Genomic DNA, 16,723 nt, shown 5'->3' with positions numbered 1-16,723 from the left:
GCCGTGAGTCCTTTTTCTGTATCGGGCTTAACCGAGCAATTGCGTCCAGTTGACGCTGGCCGGGGTGCCGAGGGTAAAACCCTTGCCGGTCAGGGCCAGGTTCTTGTTATAGGCCTGATCATGCTGGAACGGTCCGGCCCATTTTTCGCGCAATGCCTCAAGGGCTTGTGACGACTCAGGCAGGTTGCCTGGATGAATGATCTGCACCTGAGGTGTCCAGACTGTCAGGTAGCCAGCCTGGCCGATTTTCAAGCACAGGTCGACATCACTGAAAGCCTCAGAGAAGTGCGCTTCGTCCAGACCGCCAACAGATTCATACAGCTCTTTACGGACCATCAAGCACGCAGCGGAGACCGCCGAATAGTTCTGTTCAACCACCAGACGATGCAAATAACCCTTGGCCTCTTTCGGTTCGCCGACAAAGGCTGAACCTACCCCGCCATGCATGCCGAGAATAAGCCCGGCCTGAGTCACACAGCCGTCGCGATCGACCAGCTTGGCACCGACAACACCCACTTCCGGGCGCTGCGCCTGGTTAAGCAACGACTCGATCCAGTTCGGGTTGACCACCTCACTGTCGGCAGCCAGCAAAATCAGGTATTCACCTTTGGCCTCCAGGCAGGCTGCATTATGCAGCGCTGAGGCGCTGAGACGCTGATCGCACCTGAGGACGCGCACCCGGCCACCCTGTTGCTCCTGACGATCCAGCCAAGCCATCACCTCGGGCGACTGACTCTGATTGGCGGCGATCAACACTTCGTAGCGCGTGTAGCGGGTTCGCTGCAAGACACTGACCAGACAACGCTCCAGCAGTGGCAGGTTGTCTTGGCTGTGCAGAGTAATCGACACCAGTGGACGCTCGTCGTGGCGGTAATCGATTTGATAAGTGCCCGGTTGCACTGAGCTGACCTGAGCCTTGTAGCCTCGGGTGGCGAGGTGACGGATCAATGCCTGACGTTCATGCGGGTTCTCCTCCAGCACTGGCGCCTCACAGATCAGTAGCGGCTCGTCCAAATGGGCCAGCCAGGCCAAACCTCCCTGCTCGATTACTCGCAACAGCAGATCGAATTCCAGCGCCTTGGTGAAGTCCACGGAGTAACCACCCGCGTCGACCAGCACATCGCGACGGATCAGCCAATGCCGTGCCATCAGCGCTGGCAGGCTTTGCAACAGATCGAGATTGAAACCCGGGCGAAATGCATCGACCCAGGCGCCATTGGCCTGACGCTGAATGTCATCCGTCGACACGGCACGGCACTCGGGCGCTGCGGTCAACTCAAGGCTGGCCTGCAGCAAGCCAGTGGCCGTGAACTGGTCACCCGCCTCCGCCAGCAGGATCCAGTCGCAAGACAATTGGCGAGCAACCTGATTCAACTTATCGACATAGTTGGTTTCGCTGACCTTGATGAAGTGCAGGGTGTTACTCATCGAGGTCGCTGCTGGCAGTTCACCTGTCGTGAACACCACGATTTTGAATGCTTTGCAGTAACCCTCGGCCAGGCTGTCCAGGGTTATCTGTAATTTGTCCATGTCGTTGTCCAGATCCAGCAACAAGAGACCAAATTGCGGCCCCCCTTGATGGGTGGCCAGATACCCGGCAATCGACTCGGCCTCATCGGCGTTCGGGTTACGCGCTTCCAGCCAGTTGAGCAGGCGACCGGATGGCGTGGCCGCTAGAAGCGAGCGGCGGTCCGGAGCTGAAACCGCGTCCAGACGCAGCCCCCAGTCGGACAGGTCTTTCGCAATATCCTCCTCGCCAAGGTTTTCCAGTTGTTGCCGCAAACGGTTAATAACGCGCTGATTGAAGGGATTGCTATCCAGCGCCAGCCACAGACGGCTGGTGATGGTCTCGGCACAATCATTGCCATGGGTGTGCAGCAGTTCCTCTTGCTCAACCCATATGCCTTCAAGCGCCTGAAGCTGAACACGACCCGCGGGTAATGCGCCAATCAGAAACTCCAACTCAGTCAGTTGATCGAAGAAAGCTTGATTGTAAAAAGGCATCTCAACGTACTGACTCGGAGCAAAACACCTGACGGGTAGTGTTAACGGGCTTTTCCAGGCGGACTCGATAATCAACTCAAAAGCCAATGAGCGACGGGTGCGCAGGCACTCACGCAGCGCTGCTAAACTTTCCAGGACGAATTGCCTGGCGTGTTCCTCGTCATGACCAATAACACTCGTGGAAATCGACACCAGAAACTCAGCAAAAACCTCGCGCTCTGCTGTCGACTTCGGATCGGTACTGCTCAAGGTCGGAAGGATCGCCGTGTAGTGCTCAGGGTGTGCAGCGCTGGCCTCACGCACGGCATAGCCCACGGGCAGAATCCGCATTTTGGTGCACAGCGACAAATAACAGGCAAGACCAATTTCCTGCCATTCAACGCTCATTCCAGGAGGCAGCAAACCAAACCAACTGCGCTGTAACGCGGCTCGGGTGACGGCATAGAATGGCGGGATGAACTGCTCCAGGGTGCTCAGTACACGATCTTCGGCACGCTCGAACGAGTAGTCCTCGCATACCTTCTTGTCGCGTCGGTAGTAATTGACCTGAGTACCCATGCTTCGATAAAGCAGCGTGTAGCCATGGCACACACCGTAGTCAGGATGCTCTTCAAGAAACACTACGCACTGCGTCAACGCGTCCTGAAGTACAAAGTCATCGACGGCCACGAAGGCCATGTACGGTGTGGCGACCCTTTCGACGCCATACGCCAACTTGCCCTGCAGGGCCGAATTGGAAAACTGGGGCACGTGCTGATAAACAACACCGGGGAAGTCAACTTCGATACCTGCATCCGACTCCGCTGACGAGTCCAGCACCATGATCACGCAGGGATACGTGCAGTAATATTGCAGTGCGCGCCGCAAAAAATCGGATTGGTTTTGGGTAATTACCACCAACGTGAGGAGTTCGCTCAGAGAAGCAGTTTTGTTGGCTTTGAATGCTTGAGTCACTGTTCTTTCCCATCCCCAATAAAATTTAATTCGGCGTCAGCGCCCCCCTCTTTGCCGGGTATTGCTTGATGCGCGCCAGAGCATTGACTTACCGCCGATTTCGATCGCCGTCCCAGCTGTTAGGCACGACTCTTTACTTGATACGCGCGCCCGATTTATGGCGATATTCAGAGGGCCTGCAGGAACCGCGCCACCCTAATTGCCAGGAACGGGTGGTATCGTTTTCAGTTTTTCGGTATCAATCCGCCAACCAGCCATTTTCCCAATACCGCAAGTTATCCCCGCGCAACATATAATCACGCAGTACCGTTTCACGCAGTTCGTCGCCCATGCGGTAGCTGGCATCTGGATCGGCCAGGTGCATGCGAATGGCCTGCAGCCATTCCTCGGTGCTGTTGCTGATGACCCGAGTACACGGCAGATAACCTCGATAGGCGGCGGTGTCGGTACACACCACCGGATAACCGCAAGCGCCGTACTCCAGCAAGCGCAGGTTACTTTTGCAGTCATTAAAGAGATGGAATTCCAGAGGAGCCACAGCCAGGTCGAGGTTCAGGCTGGCCAGCTTGGCAGGGTAGACACCCATGTCGATCGCGCCATGAAATTCGTGCAGATAAGGCCGCAACGCTTCCGGGCACATGCCAAAAAAAACCCAATCCACTTCACTCGCCAACTCACGAATGACTTCTGCGATGACTTCCAGATCACCAGAGTGACTAGTACCACCGCCCCACCCTACCCGTGGCTTTCTCGACGTCCGGCGCCGACTGGACAGCCCGCTCCATAAGTCTGGCGCCAGCATATTCGGCACTACACGAATGTCGTGGTGCATGTCCGACAGCGCTTCGGCCAGAGGCTGAGTCGACACCACCACTCGATCACACAAGCTGATACCGCGCCGAACCAGGCGCTCCATATCCGCGCCACCGGGCATATTTCGAATATGCGAATTTTTATGCGGAACGCTGATGACATAGTCGTCCAGCTCGAAAATCCGTAGCGCACTGGAGTAGGTTTTCAAGACCGGTATCTCATTGATCGGCCCTTCACTGTAACGCCCCTGCAAAACGATAACGTCAGGCGACTGGCGCTCGACCTCAACTATCGAGGGCAACTCGTAGCAGATGCGCCCAACCACCCTGCCCGCTGCTTGCAGCTCGATAAGCGGTTGAGTTACGCGATAATGCCCAACCGCCGAGGCATTGATTGGCAGCGCAAGAATATTCGGCAGCTGGCGATTGGAAAATGGGCTCCACCCTCTATTCAACCCAGGCTCCAGGCTAAAGCTGGGGGTATTGAGGGTCAGGTTCGGGTTATAAGCAGGATCCCGGGCGATAATAGGTAGCCAACGCTTGTAGAGCCTTTCCTGCTCCTTAGCACGCAACGCCTCAAAAGCGATGTCCTGCACAACAACCGGTTGGGCACCCAACGCCAACTGAGCATGGGGCGTCCAGACTATCAGGTAGCCCTTTTGGCGAACCCGCAAGCACAAGTCCACCTCATTAAAGGTTTGCGCGAAGTTCACCTCATCCAGCCCGCCCAACGTGTCGAAGACCTGTTTTCGCACCATCAGGCAATCGGCACCAACTGCGCTCAGATCGTGAGCCACCTGCAAGCGTTGCATGTAACCGGCTGCATACAGGGATTGCCCGAAGAACGGGACACCGGCCGGGCCTTGAAGGCCGAGAATCAAACCGGCGTGCAGTATGCAGCCATCAGGATTGAACAACTTGGCACCCACCACCCCGACTTCTGGACGCTGGGCATGGTTGAGCAAAGCATCTAGCCAGTCAGCGTTGGTGATTACCGCGTAAGGGCTGAGCATCAGCAGGTATTCGCCGCGTGCCTGCTGTGCTGCGAAGTTACGGATCGCCGCGACGTTGGGCTCCAGCGGGTACTCCAGGACACGTAATTTGTCGCTGCCCAACAGCGCCATGCTGGCCAGCCAGGCGCGGGCTTCGGCACCCTTACTGTCGTTGTCAACGATCAACAGTTCGTATTCGCTGTAGGCCGTTTTTTCCAGCAGGCTTTCAACACAGCGCTGCAGCGCGACCAACTGATCCTTGCTGGAGATGATGATCGACACCAACGGCCGCTCGGCGTGAAGGTAATCAACCCGGTTGAGCAACTGAATGCTGCCGCGCCGAACTTCATGGGCAATACCCATACGCTGCAGATGCGCAGCCAGTACCAGCGGATTGCTCTCGATCACTTCGGGTAAAGACAGCCACTGGGAAAAGGTAAAAGACGACTCCAGCAGAATTTCGGCAACATGCTCTATGACCTGAGGACCGTCACTTTCAACCAGACGCCAGAGCAGATCCTGGGCGGCGAGCTCGCCATAGAGCGGATTAAAGCCACCCAACTGGAGAAAGCGCTGACGCTGAAAGGCTAAATTCCGGCCCACGTAGGGATAACTACGCAGCAAGTCCAAGTTGAAGTCAGGCTTGAACACCGGGTCCGCTGACTCGCCCTCACGCAAGGCGCCTTCGTCGCTGTAAACGCACAGTGCGCCGGGGGACATGGCAATGCGTTCGGCCAGCACCAGCAATGCAGGCTCTACCAGACGGTCCCCGGCACCCAGTAAATAGAACCAGTGCGCGCCTTCGAGTTGCGGCAAAAGCTCATTGAGTTGCTGATGCCAGTTGTCCTGCAGTGGCAAACTGAAGACTCGATCATTAAGCACCGCTTCAGTACAGGAACTGGACAACACCAACACCAGCTCCGAAGGATAGAGCTGACCTGCAAGGCTCCTGAGGGTGACATCAAGCCCGGCGCTGCTGGCCTGCTCATCGATAACAATTGGAACAATTTTCGGCTGCTGCGACCAACCAGCAAGGGTGTCTGGCAGCAATTTACGCTGAGGCTCCGAAAGCGTACGGCACGCCAGCCATACCGCATAAAGCTCAGAAAAACTCTCGCTGGCGACACCCACCTGCCATTTCTGGGTGGACTGCTTGGTGCCTAGCATGCGGCTCAAGGGCAGCTCTTCCCAATCTCGCGGCGACTCACCCGCTTGCTTGAGTGGTATGTAACGAACCCAACCCTTTGCCGGTGCTGGCTCACCACTACGCGCTTCAAGCATTTGCACCAGCCACTTCATTTCGGTCTCTGCTGCGTCTTTCATTGGCTGCTGCCGACTCAGACGATCCGGGTGCAGGCGCTCAACACTCAGGATCAGGTTCAGCGAAACCATGTTCCCGCGTCGTAACAGACAAATGTACAAAGCAAAATCGAGCGTTGCGACAAAACCCTGGCCGGACTGAGTCAAGGTCGGTAAAAACTCCAGAACATCCAGACGCCGCAGCAGGACACTGCTGAAACCACCCAAAAAATTGAGGGGGAATGTCTCGAAAATCGACAGTAAATCCTCGCCTTTGAACAATCCGTCGGTCGGCGCCAGCGGTGTATTTTCCAGACGTACGGGCAATTGATTATCGTCGGCATCCCGGTACAACCGCTGGGCCAACACCAATTTCACATCCGCGTGCTCAATCAATACTTGCGCCTGACGCTCCACGCTCGCAGGGAACAGCTGATCATCATCACAGAGAAATTTGATGAACTCACCGCGCGCCTCCCCCAGGCACGCCTCAAGATTGCCAACAAAGCCCAAATACTGCGGATTTCGCACGTAGCGCAAGGACACAACAGTGCTCTCCGCGAATGACTCGACGATATCCTTGATCTCATCACTGCAACTGTCGTCGCACACGATGACTTCCAGATTTCCGTAGCTTTGGTGCAAAGCGCTGACCAATGCTTTTTCAAAAAAACGCGGGTTGAAAGCGGGGATGACAATACTGACGAGGGGGACTGGATTCACGGCGAAAACTCACGAACGGTGGGGTTCACTCAGTCGAGCGAACCCCTGAACCGTTGAAGAACGGTTATCGCTCGGTAGCTATAGCGACGGTCGCGCTACCTTCCGGGCAGACATTTAAATTTTGCTGAACAGGTTCAATTGGGAGACCTGGGTAAATACCAATTGCATCGCCTGTAACATGGTCTTCTGCATCGTCAGGCGAGCGATGGCGTCCACTGGGTCGGAAGCAGTGATCGCAGACTGGTTCGTGGAGTTGGATGCCTGCAGACTGTCATTGGTGATGCCTTGATTAGTCGTAGCATTCTGTCGCGCACCGCCGGAGCTGATCGCAGTACTTATCTGCTCGGTGCCACTGGTCAGGTTGCCCAACGCTGAATCAAGCGAGCTGTTCAATTTCTGCGTGGCAACCGGGTTGCCGTCGGCTGGAGTGTTCAGTGCGGTAATTACTGACGTCAGCGTATTCAGAATATTCTGAGTCTGATGGGTGCTGGCTTGCACCACGAATTGATCGCCTGCCGCTGGTGAGCCACTCAGGGTGAAATTGACGCCCGATGCCTTGGCTGTAGAACCGCTCAAGCTGCCGCTGGAAACCGGCGTGCTACTCGCCGTGATCGGTGATGCGTAGAGATCGTAGCTGGTGGCACTGCTGAACTTGAGAATTGCCCCACCCGCCGGGAAACTGTTGTTGTATGCAGTCATGTCAGCAGCGCTAGTGCCCGCTGATGCAGCCGTAATCGTTGCGGACGACGGATTACCTGGGCTGCGCGACGTACTGATACTGCTCTGCGTGGCAGCCAATTGAAAGCTGTGACCCGCGATAGCGGCATCCGAGGAAGCGGTGGTCGCCCGCTCCGCATCCGTCAGGTTGATGTTCAAGTTCAAACTGACGCCACGAAAACTGACAGTCTGATTCGCAGCACTGGTCGAACTGAATACACCCGCCTGATTGGCTTCAGTCGTCACATCGTTGCCTGCTGCATCTGTGATCTTCAGCTGCGAGCTACTGAGAAACGCCACGGTGTAAGGTTGGCCACCAACAAATTTTGAATTGTAGGTGCTACTTGAACCCGCAACACCACCCGACAAACTCACCTTGCCGTCATCCACCGCTGGCGACGTCAGGGTACTGGACGTGCGCGTAGTATTGATCGCCTGCTCGAAAGCATCCCAGCCAGTGGTGTTACTCGCCACTTTAAGCCCGTCGCCGATGGGCAGGTCTATCGACGTCTGATCACCGTTATAGCTATAGGTACCGTCACTGTTCAATGCATACGGCGGCGTCGTGGACTTGGAGCCAGAGAACAAATACTGGCCGTTGGCGTCCTGACTGTTCATCAGTCCCACTATCTGAGCCTGGAGCTGGGTCAGTTCGGCAGCATTGGCTTTTCGGTCGGCATCTGTAAACACCCCACCCGCCTTGATCACCAATTCCTTGGCTGTCTGCAATGCATCAGAGATGCTGCTCAGCGCCGTTTCGGCCTGGGTCATATTGGAGTTAACAGTGCTGATGTTGGTCTTGTACTGGTCGAGCATTGAGCTTTGTTGCGCGAGCTGAAGCACGCGTGCCGCACCGAGCGGATCGTCGCCAGCGGTGTTGAGCTTGACTTGACTGGAAACCTCGTTACCGGTCGTGATCACATTGTTATAGGTGCGTTGGTAGTTCGTGGCGCTGGCTTCGTAAAACTGGGCAGTGGAAATACGCATGGTTTACGATTCCTTAAAGACTGTTGATCAGCGTGCTGAAAATGGTCTGCGCAGCCTTGATAATCTGCGAAGAGGCGGTGTAGTACTGCTGATACTTGACCAAGCTGGCAGCCTCTTCATCGAGAGACACGCCAGAGACACCATCGCGCGCGCTTTTGGCCTGAGTCAGTACCGCCGTGGTCGCAGAGCTGTCACTTTTGGCCTGACTGGCTTGTGCCCCCACGTTCACGACCAGCTTGCCGTAAGCGCCGGACAGGCTCATCCCATTGTTGGCCGAAGAAACATCCACCGTCTGCTTGGTCTGCAACGTCAATGCAGCTTGAGCGTTGCGGTTATCCGCAGAACCAGCACCCGTGAGGCTGATACTGTAGGTATCGTTCGGGCTCGGTGAACCCGCCACTGTCATCTCGAATTTGTAGGCCTGCGCTGCGCCGGAGGAATCGGAATACCTCACGGAGAAACTCAGCGTATTGCTCTGCCCAGGCACCATGGAGCCGGTAACGGCAGTGCCCGACGCATCAAGCACCGGCTGCCCCTTGGCATCGAGTAACTTATAGCTTTGAGCTCCGCCGCTAACGGCCCCGAAAACCAGTTTGACCGGCGTCGAATCCTTCAAGGCCGTGCGCAAGTCGGTGCTGGCGGTCGAATTGTAGATATCCAGACGAGTCGTCAGCACGGGCTGGGTGATCGAGCCTGAACCTATATTGCTCGCGCCAGCGGTCGCGGTCAGCGGCGCGGCAGCGGCAATGGTCTTGGCATCACTCATCACGGTCGCGATACCTGCCGCCGCATTCCGGGTCGGGGTGATTTTGAAGCTGTCCCCCGTGCGCATCGTGCTCGCGCCACCGCCATTGAGCGACAACGAAAAGCCGTCGATGATCGGCGGCGGAAGAGTACTGATATCATAGGTCCCCCCCACACTCGAACCATCAGGCAGGCGCTTGACGTTGTAGGTGCTGCTGACGCTGCCGGGGCTGCCGGTGAAAGTGACCTGATAGTCGTTTGCAGTGAGCTTGCCAGTATCGGCAATAGTCACGTCGAGATTACCCGACCCTGCTCTGTTGCCTGACGAGGCAAGGCTGCGCTGATTGATCTGATCGGTAGCATTGATACTGTTGAACAGATTGCTACCAAAGTTGCCGTTGCTGTCGATACCTTGGTTCAACTGACTGTTGACCTGGTCTGAAACGACCAAAGCCACACGCCCCAACTCATTAACGGCAGGTGCCAATACATCGCTGCGGTAGCGCAACAGACCGCCGATGGTGCCGCCGGTCACGACCGACGTCACGTCTGAACTGGTCTGTGAGTAGTTCACTTTCAAACTGTACTGCGAAGGATCGCTCGTGCCTGGCACCGCAGACAAGCTGTTAGCGGTCGTGCCACTGACCAGCGACTGACCAGTACCGATGTACACATCGTAACTGCCGTTGTTACTCACCACTTTCGCGCCAACCAGCACGTTGAGCTGACGCACTGACTCGTTGCGAGCATCGAGCAGACTATTGGGCGTTGAGCCGCTGGCAGAGGCCTGAGTAATCTGCTGATTCAAGCTCGCAATCGATGACGAAAGCGCATTGACCTGACCCGCCATGCTAGTCAGCTGGCTATTAATAGATGAATTTTGTGCGGCCAATTGCGTGGAAATCGAATTGAACCGAGCACCGAGCGCATTGGCTGTCGTTAGAAACTGTGATCGAGCACTGGAATCGGTTGCCGTCGTCGAGACACCCTGCAACTGAGTGAAAAAAGTGGCCAGCACGGTCGAGATCCCGGTGCTGCTGTCAGACAGCAACGTATCGGTCGCACTGGCCTGCCCCAGGAACGCCGTAGCATCTGAATTGAGGGCAGTACTGGATTGCAACTGGCTGTCGAGGTAACTGTTGTAGATTCGCCGCACGTCAGACAGCGTCGTCCCGGTGCCGATAAAGCCCGAGCCGATGTTCTGCGAGGCCGAAGCAACGGTCATCGTCTGCTGACGAGAATAGCCTGCGGTATCAACGTTGGCGGTGTTGTTACCGATCGTGTTGATCGCCGCACTACTAGCAGTCAGCCCTGAGAGCCCAATTGAAATCAGTGACATGATTCAAGCCTTATAAAGTCGTGGAAGAGCTCACTACCGCGTAGTTCTGGTAGCTCTTCATCTGCTTGGCAATTTGCGAAATCTTGCTGGCGTAGTCCGGGTCCGTGGCGTAACCGGCCTTCTGCAGCTCTTTCACAAACTGTTCAGGGTTATCGGCCGACTTCAGCACACCTTGATAGCGATTGTTGCTCTGCAACAGGGTGACCAAGTCATGGAAGCTGTCGGAGTAAGAGTCGTAAGAACGGAAGTCCGCCGTCTCCTTGACCATCTGCCCATCACGAAACTCACTGGTGATGGCCCGCGCTTCGGGGCCCTGCCAGTTACCCTGCGCTTTGATGCCAAACAGGTTATGGCTGCTGCTGCCATCCTGCTGACGCATGACCGATTTGCCCCAACCGGTTTCCAGGGCCGCCTGTGCCACCAATACGGTTGGATCGACGCCAATGCGCGCCGCAGCATCCTTGGCCAGCGGCAACATGGTCGCGACAAAGTCGTCAGCAGTACGGAACGCTTTACCCCCCGGCGCCAGCGGTGGCTGAGCTATTGTGCGACCCTGCGCACGCGCCGACAGGGAAAGGTTCGGGTCCTGAGTCCAATCGCCGTTGCCGGCGAATGTGGCGCTGCCGCCAGCAGCACCCGGTGCCGCAATACGATTTTTCACACTGCTTTCGCTTGCGACTGTCGTGGCCGGGACAATGCCCGCCAGCAAACGGTCAGCAAGCTTGCTTGGCAACGACAGTCGGCGCTGGTTGAGCATTGCCACATCATTGCGCTCGACACCGCTGACGGAAGCAGCAGCGGCAGTCGCCGCATGCGCCCGATCCACTGCAACCGACCGCGTGGCCCACAGCGGTCGCTGAGCAATATTGGTCGCCAGGGCAGTACTGTCCTGATCCGAACCCGTCGAAGCCGGACTCTTGTTGAGCGACGTGGTGGCTGTCAGATTGCCAGACGCAGACTCGGAAGGATGAGCCCCCTTGGTTTTAGACAGCTGTCGCATCAACACATCCTGCAAGCCGATACCGCGACCCTGCTTGGACAAGCTCACTGACAACTGCTGGTCGTACATGTCCTGGTAATGCCGAGTCGCTGCCGTATTCATCGGGTTGTCCTTGGCCATCACCTCGTTGGCAGAACGCATGGACTTGAGCATCTGGCTGACGAACAGCGACTCGAACTCCTGAGCCACCTTCTTCAGGTTAGCGTCACTGTTCTTGTCCCCCGTTTTCAGGGCGTTCAGACGATTCAGGTCGGTATAAGCGCCTGAGTCGCTAGCCGACGGCACTCCGCTTTTCGGCATGTCCATACTCAAGTCCTCAGATGACGATCAGGTCGGCTTGCAGCGCGCCGGCCTGCTTCAGGGCTTCGAGAATCGCCATCAAGTCACCTGGCGCTGCGCCGACCTGATTGACCGCTCGCACGATCTCATCCAGCGTGGTACCCGGGCCGAACTTGAACATCGGGTGCAGCTCTTGCGCCGCATTGATTCGCGAACGCGGGACCACAGCCGTTTGACCGCCAGACAACGCACCCGGCTGACTGACAATCGGGTCTTCGGTGATGGTCACGGTCAGGCTGCCGTGCGTCACGGCTGCCGGTGAAACCTTGACGTTCTGGCCAATCACGATGGTGCCAGTACGCGAGTTGATGATGACCTTGGCCGCCGCCTGACCCGGATCGATCTCCAGGTTCTCGAGAATCGACAAGTAGTCGACCCGCTGACTCGGGTCCAGTGGCGCAGTCACCCGCACCGATCCACCGTCCAGCGCTTTAGCCACGCCTGGACCGAGCATGTCGTTGATTTTGTCGACGACACGCTTGGCGGTGGTGAAGTCGGATCGGTTGAGGTTCAAGGTCAGGCTATTGCCCTGATTGAATCCACTTGGCACTGAACGCTCGACCGAAGCGCCACCCGGAATACGACCGGACGAAGGAACGTTGACCGTAATCTTCGAGCCATCGCGGCCTTCGGCGTCGAAACCACCCACCACCAGGTTGCCTTGGGCAATGGCGTAGACGTTGCCATCGATACCTTTCATGGGGGTCATCAACAGGCTGCCGCCGCGCAAGCTTTTCGAGTTACCGATGGACGACACGGTGATGTCGACCATCTGACCCGGTTTGGCGAATGGCGGCAGATCAGCATATATCGCCACCGCGGCGACGTTTTTCAGCTGTACGGTGCCTGAGCCGCTCGGCACCTTGATACCGAACTGGGCCAGCATGTTGTTAAACGTCTGCAGCGTGAACGGGGTCTGCGTGGTCTGGTCGCCGGTACCGTTGAGACCGACCACCAGGCCGTAGCCGATCAATTGGTTGGTCCGAACCCCGGAAATGCTGGCGATGTCCTTCAAACGCTCGGCATGAACGCCGAGTGTGGTGGATAACAGCAGTACCGCAGCCATCAGTTGCTTGAACGTATGCATGTCTATCCCGCGATCAGAAAGGGAACAACGGGCTGAGGAAGAACCGATCGAACCACCCCGGTTGACTGGTATCGGCGAACGAACCGGTACCCGAATATGTAATGCGTGCATCGGCCACTCGAGTGGAGGACACCGTGTTATCCGTGGCGATATCGTCAGCACGGATCAAGCCCGCGATACGCACCAGCTCATCCCCCGTGTTAAGGGTCAACCATTTCTCGCCGCGAACCGCGAGGATACCGTTGGGCAGGACGTCAGCCACCGTGACCGTCACCGACCCCGTCAGGCTGTTGCTTTGGGCCGCCTTGCCATCACCCTTGGTGGTGCGTGCGCCGTTATAGCCCGCGTTGAGGCTCAGATCGCCGCTGCCCACCGGGTTATTGGTGGTCACCCCAGCGCCGAACAACGACGTCAGACCTATGCTGTTAGTGCTGTTTTTTGTCAGCCCGGAACTGGCTGCCTTGCTCGCGGCGGTTTTCTCGGAAAGCGTGATGGTAATAATGTCACCGACCCGATAAGCCTTGCGGTCGTCATACAGGTTCTGCTCAAAACCGGCCTGATAAATCGAACCGTTGTTCGCGGCAGCAGCCAGTGGCGTGCGCGGCAACACCGGCGCGTAATAAGGGTCATTAGGCTTGGCCACAGGCGCGACGCAGCCCGCCAGGAGAGCGATTCCGCAGAGCGAAGCGACCAGCACGGAAAGCCGCAGAACAAGAAGCCGTTTCATGACACTTAAAACCTCGCGGTGTAGCAGGTGCCGACCGGGCACCCCGTCCAATTGATCAGGTGTATCGACAGGCCGAACAGGCCCATCAGAGCCTTACAGATTTTGCGTCACGTACTGCAGCATCTGGTCAGCGGTGGAGATCACTTTGGAGTTCATCTCGTAGGCGCGCTGGGTGGTGATCATGTTGACCATCTCCTCGACGGTGCTCACGTTGGAGGCTTCCAGGGTGTTCTGCTGTGTCGTACCAAAACCGTTCAGCCCTGGCGTACCCACTTGAGGAGCACCGCTTGAAGCGGTCTCCAGGAACAGGTTGCTGCCCACCGACTGCAGACCTGACGGGTTGACGAAGTCAGCGGTTTGCAGGTTGCCGATCACCTGGGAGGTGGCGTTGGCGCCTGCCAGGGTCACCGACACTGTCCCGTCCTGGCCCACAGTGAACGTCTGAGCCTGGGCTGGGACGACAATCGCTGGCTCCAGGGCATAACCATTGGCGGTCACGATCTGGCCGTTGCTGTTCAGGTGGAACGTACCGTCGCGGCTGTAGGCCACGGTGCCATCGGGCTGCATGATCTGGAAAAAGCCGCGTCCGTTGACCGCCAGATCGAGCGGCTGATCCGTCGTTTGCAGGCTGCCGGCCGAAAAGTTTTTCTGCGTTCCGACAATGCGCACACCGGTACCCAGCTGCAGACCGGATGGCAGCTCGCTGTCCTGAGTCGACTGAGCGCCTGGTTGACGCTTGATCTGATAGAGCAAGTCCTGAAACTCGGCGCGATCACGTTTGAAACCTGTGGTCGATACGTTCGCCAGGTTGTTGGAGATCGTCGTCAGGTTGATGTCCTGAGCGGCCAGACCGGTCTTGCTTACATAAAGTGCCGGAAGCATTCTTTCTCTCCTCGAGCGCCTGATTATCGGCGCAAGCTGTCAATATTTAGCTAATCTGCAAGACCCGAGCCATCGACTCGTCGTTTGTTTCAGCTGTCTTCATCATCTTGATGTGCAATTCAAATTGACGGGACAGTGTCAGTACCGATGTCATTTCCTCAACGGCATTGACGTTGCTCGCTTGCAGAAATCCTGACTCGACCTGGACGGTGCCGTCAGCCCCGGCAGCCTTGCCGTCCTTGGTGTGGATCAGGCCATCGGCACCCTTCTCCATGTTTTTCATGTCAGGTTTGACCAGCTTGATCCGGTCCACCTGCGCCATCACCTTTGGACCTTCACCCATCGAGCGAACGCTGATGGTGCCGTCGACACCGATCTCAATTTGTTGCTGGGGCGGCACGGCAATCGGCCCACCATTGCCCATGACCGGCAAACCATTGCCAGCCCGCAAAACACCGAGCGCATCGACATTCAGACTGGCAGAGCGCGTGTACGCCTCACCGCCGTCCGCGGTCTGTACCGCGATCCAGCCATCCCCTTTCACGGCAACATCCAGATCACGACCCGTGTCGATCATGGCGCCGCCTGAGAAATCAGTCCCCGGACGCTCACTCATGGCATAGGCACGCGAAGGCATGACCTCACCAAACACGGGGATCGAGCGCGCCTGCTCAAGGTCACGCTGAAAACCGTTGGTCGAGACGTTCGCCAGGTTGTTCGCATGAGCCTTCTGTGCGATGGCGTTCTCAGACGCACCGCTCATTGCCACGTAAAGCAACTTGTCCACAGTCTTTCCTCCCCTGACAGACGTTTGCCGCCTGTAGCCGTTCTAAAAACGTTGTAGCAATATTCGAACCAACTAATCTTTCACGACACAACATCTTGATTTTCCACCATTAACGAGGGAAAACGCCAGAACAGAGAGCGCAGCTCGGGCGTACGCGGCGGCGGACTGCCGCATTTGGCCGAATGACGGGATGTTGCCGTCAGAAAACCCTCACCGAGGGAGAAAGCAATAAAAGCAGGATACAAAAGGGTTCATCGCGGTAACATTTGATCAATACCCAACGAGGTCTATATGCCCCTTCAAACCCGCTTGATTTTTTCACTTGTGGCCGGCCTGACCTTCATCCCGATCCAGGCCCAAGCCGCCACGGCGCCCTGGTACAAATGGCAAGGCGCGACACGGGTTATCTGCAAGCAGTGGGTCAATCCAAAATCGGCATTCAAGCTGATTGACGGCCCCTACAGAGACGCGAGTTGCCGATATCCAGGGCGGCCGAGTTAAATGTGCGGGTAGTGCCTGAAATACCGACTTCGCAGACGCGTCCGCCAAGGCAAGAATTGAGCAGGAGAGCACGATGCCATCTTGCATTCAGCCCCTTATTCATCAAGGCATAGGTTAGGCAAATGGAATTCGTTCCACTCATCAACGCAAGTCAGGCAACCCAAGCTCAGGTGCGCAAACTGCGCAACCAGCCAGAGGTTAGAAAGTACATGTACACCTCCCACGAGATCGGTGAGGATGAACACAACCATTGGTTAGCGTCTCTCGCTGGAAATACTCGCCAGTCGGTATTCGTCGTCATGAGCCAAGGGCATCTCGCTGGCGTCGTTTTACTCAACGCAATAAATGCGACTCAGAAAACAGCAGATTGGGCATTTTATCTAGACGTCGCGCAACAGGGAAAGGGTATCGGAAGCCTCCTTGAGTTCTGGATGCTTGACCATGCTTTCAACGAAGGATGCCTCGAAAAGCTGAATTGCGAGGTGCTTGAAACGAACCCTTCGATTATTAAAATGCACCAAAAATTTGGATTTTCCATTGAGGGTATTCGCCGTAAAAACATCTTGAAAGACGGCTGTCGCGTGGACGTGGTAATGCTCGGCATCACCAAAGATGAATGGACTGCTCAACGACCGAACATGCTGAACGTCATTGCACGGCTGAGTCGCTGAAACGCGTTCAGATCTCTGAAAAATGTGTGGAGCCCCGCTTAACTCAACCGCATGATTCTCTTGCGGTGGACAGTGTTCGAGCGCTGTAAAAACTGACGTCGTCAAGTAGCTTCCGGGCTCCACTGGGTTGGAGTGGAACGCCCCGACAAGTCGGGACT

At 56.6% G+C, this 16,723-nt stretch carries 11 protein-coding genes; 2 read left to right on the top strand and 9 right to left on the bottom strand.

All coding sequences use genetic code 11. The features are described 5' to 3' along the window. Positions 1-27: 27 nt before the first annotated feature. The 9 genes from K0F75_RS03300 to K0F75_RS03260 all read right to left on the bottom strand — a co-directional run bounded on the left by K0F75_RS03300 (position 28) and on the right by K0F75_RS03260 (position 15,393). The gene (locus tag K0F75_RS03300; RefSeq protein WP_219060420.1) at positions 28-2,958 is read right to left on the bottom strand and encodes a TIGR00180 family glycosyltransferase; all 2,931 of its coding nucleotides are present in this window, start codon (positions 2,956-2,958) and stop codon (positions 28-30) included. A 238-nt stretch (positions 2,959-3,196) separates the two neighbouring features. Continuing rightward, on the bottom strand, positions 3,197-6,784 hold the full coding sequence (locus K0F75_RS03295; RefSeq protein WP_219060419.1) for a glycosyltransferase: 3,588 nt from the start codon (positions 6,782-6,784) through the stop codon (positions 3,197-3,199). A gap of 114 nt (positions 6,785-6,898) precedes the next feature. Then, on the bottom strand, positions 6,899-8,488 hold the full coding sequence (locus K0F75_RS03290; RefSeq protein WP_219060418.1) for a flagellar hook-associated protein 3: 1,590 nt from the start codon (positions 8,486-8,488) through the stop codon (positions 6,899-6,901). Positions 8,489-8,501: 13 nt separating this feature from the next. Further along, positions 8,502-10,571, bottom strand: coding sequence for a flagellar hook-associated protein FlgK (gene flgK / locus K0F75_RS03285; RefSeq protein WP_219060417.1), 2,070 nt, complete (start codon positions 10,569-10,571; stop codon positions 8,502-8,504). Positions 10,572-10,581: 10 nt separating this feature from the next. Beyond that, positions 10,582-11,877 (bottom strand): flagellar assembly peptidoglycan hydrolase FlgJ, encoded by a 1,296-nt coding sequence (gene flgJ, locus K0F75_RS03280; protein ID WP_219060416.1) that lies wholly within the window; start codon positions 11,875-11,877, stop codon positions 10,582-10,584. 10 nt (positions 11,878-11,887) lie between these two features. Further along, complete coding sequence (locus K0F75_RS03275; protein ID WP_219060415.1) at positions 11,888-12,997, bottom strand: flagellar basal body P-ring protein FlgI; 1,110 nt, start codon at positions 12,995-12,997, stop codon at positions 11,888-11,890. Between the two features lie 13 nt (positions 12,998-13,010). Next, entirely contained in the window at positions 13,011-13,724 is a 714-nt protein-coding gene (gene flgH, locus K0F75_RS03270) for a flagellar basal body L-ring protein FlgH (protein ID WP_219060414.1), read from the bottom strand. Positions 13,725-13,817: 93 nt separating this feature from the next. Continuing rightward, complete coding sequence (flgG, locus tag K0F75_RS03265; protein WP_219060413.1) at positions 13,818-14,606, bottom strand: flagellar basal-body rod protein FlgG; 789 nt, start codon at positions 14,604-14,606, stop codon at positions 13,818-13,820. A gap of 46 nt (positions 14,607-14,652) precedes the next feature. After that, the gene (locus tag K0F75_RS03260; protein WP_219060412.1) at positions 14,653-15,393 is read right to left on the bottom strand and encodes a flagellar basal body rod protein FlgF; all 741 of its coding nucleotides are present in this window, start codon (positions 15,391-15,393) and stop codon (positions 14,653-14,655) included. Between the two features lie 291 nt (positions 15,394-15,684). Between K0F75_RS03260 and K0F75_RS03255 the strand changes: the two genes are divergently transcribed. Both K0F75_RS03255 and pseH read left to right on the top strand, forming a co-directional pair. Then, positions 15,685-15,894, top strand: a complete 210-nt coding sequence (locus K0F75_RS03255; RefSeq protein WP_219060411.1) for a hypothetical protein — start codon at positions 15,685-15,687, stop codon at positions 15,892-15,894. A 122-nt stretch (positions 15,895-16,016) separates the two neighbouring features. Next, a complete protein-coding gene (gene pseH / locus K0F75_RS03250; RefSeq protein WP_219060410.1) occupies positions 16,017-16,565 on the top strand; it encodes a UDP-4-amino-4,6-dideoxy-N-acetyl-beta-L-altrosamine N-acetyltransferase in 549 nt (182 codons plus the stop codon). Positions 16,566-16,723: the final 158 nt, after the last annotated feature.

The organism is Pseudomonas sp. UMAB-08 (assembly GCF_900095225.1).
Lineage (GTDB): Bacteria > Pseudomonadota > Gammaproteobacteria > Pseudomonadales > Pseudomonadaceae > Aquipseudomonas.
The sequence above is the reverse complement of the archived record's forward strand: the minus strand, read 5'-3'. Positions and strand labels throughout refer to the sequence as shown.

Bases quoted from the DNA above. Each gene is read 5' to 3' on its own strand.
- K0F75_RS03290 (WP_219060418.1), bottom strand. From the start codon at position 8,488: ATGCGTATTTCCACTGCCCAGTTTTACGAAGCCAGCGCCACGAACTAC.
- flgK (WP_219060417.1), bottom strand. From the start codon at position 10,571: ATGTCACTGATTTCAATTGGGCTCTCAGGGCTGACTGCTAGTAGTGCG.
- flgJ (WP_219060416.1), bottom strand. From the start codon at position 11,877: ATGGACATGCCGAAAAGCGGAGTGCCGTCGGCTAGCGACTCAGGCGCT.
- K0F75_RS03275 (WP_219060415.1), bottom strand. From the start codon at position 12,997: ATGCATACGTTCAAGCAACTGATGGCTGCGGTACTGCTGTTATCCACC.
- flgH (WP_219060414.1), bottom strand. From the start codon at position 13,724: ATGAAACGGCTTCTTGTTCTGCGGCTTTCCGTGCTGGTCGCTTCGCTC.
- flgG (WP_219060413.1), bottom strand. From the start codon at position 14,606: ATGCTTCCGGCACTTTATGTAAGCAAGACCGGTCTGGCCGCTCAGGAC.
- K0F75_RS03255 (WP_219060411.1), top strand. From the start codon at position 15,685: ATGCCCCTTCAAACCCGCTTGATTTTTTCACTTGTGGCCGGCCTGACC.
- pseH (WP_219060410.1), top strand. From the start codon at position 16,017: ATGGAATTCGTTCCACTCATCAACGCAAGTCAGGCAACCCAAGCTCAG.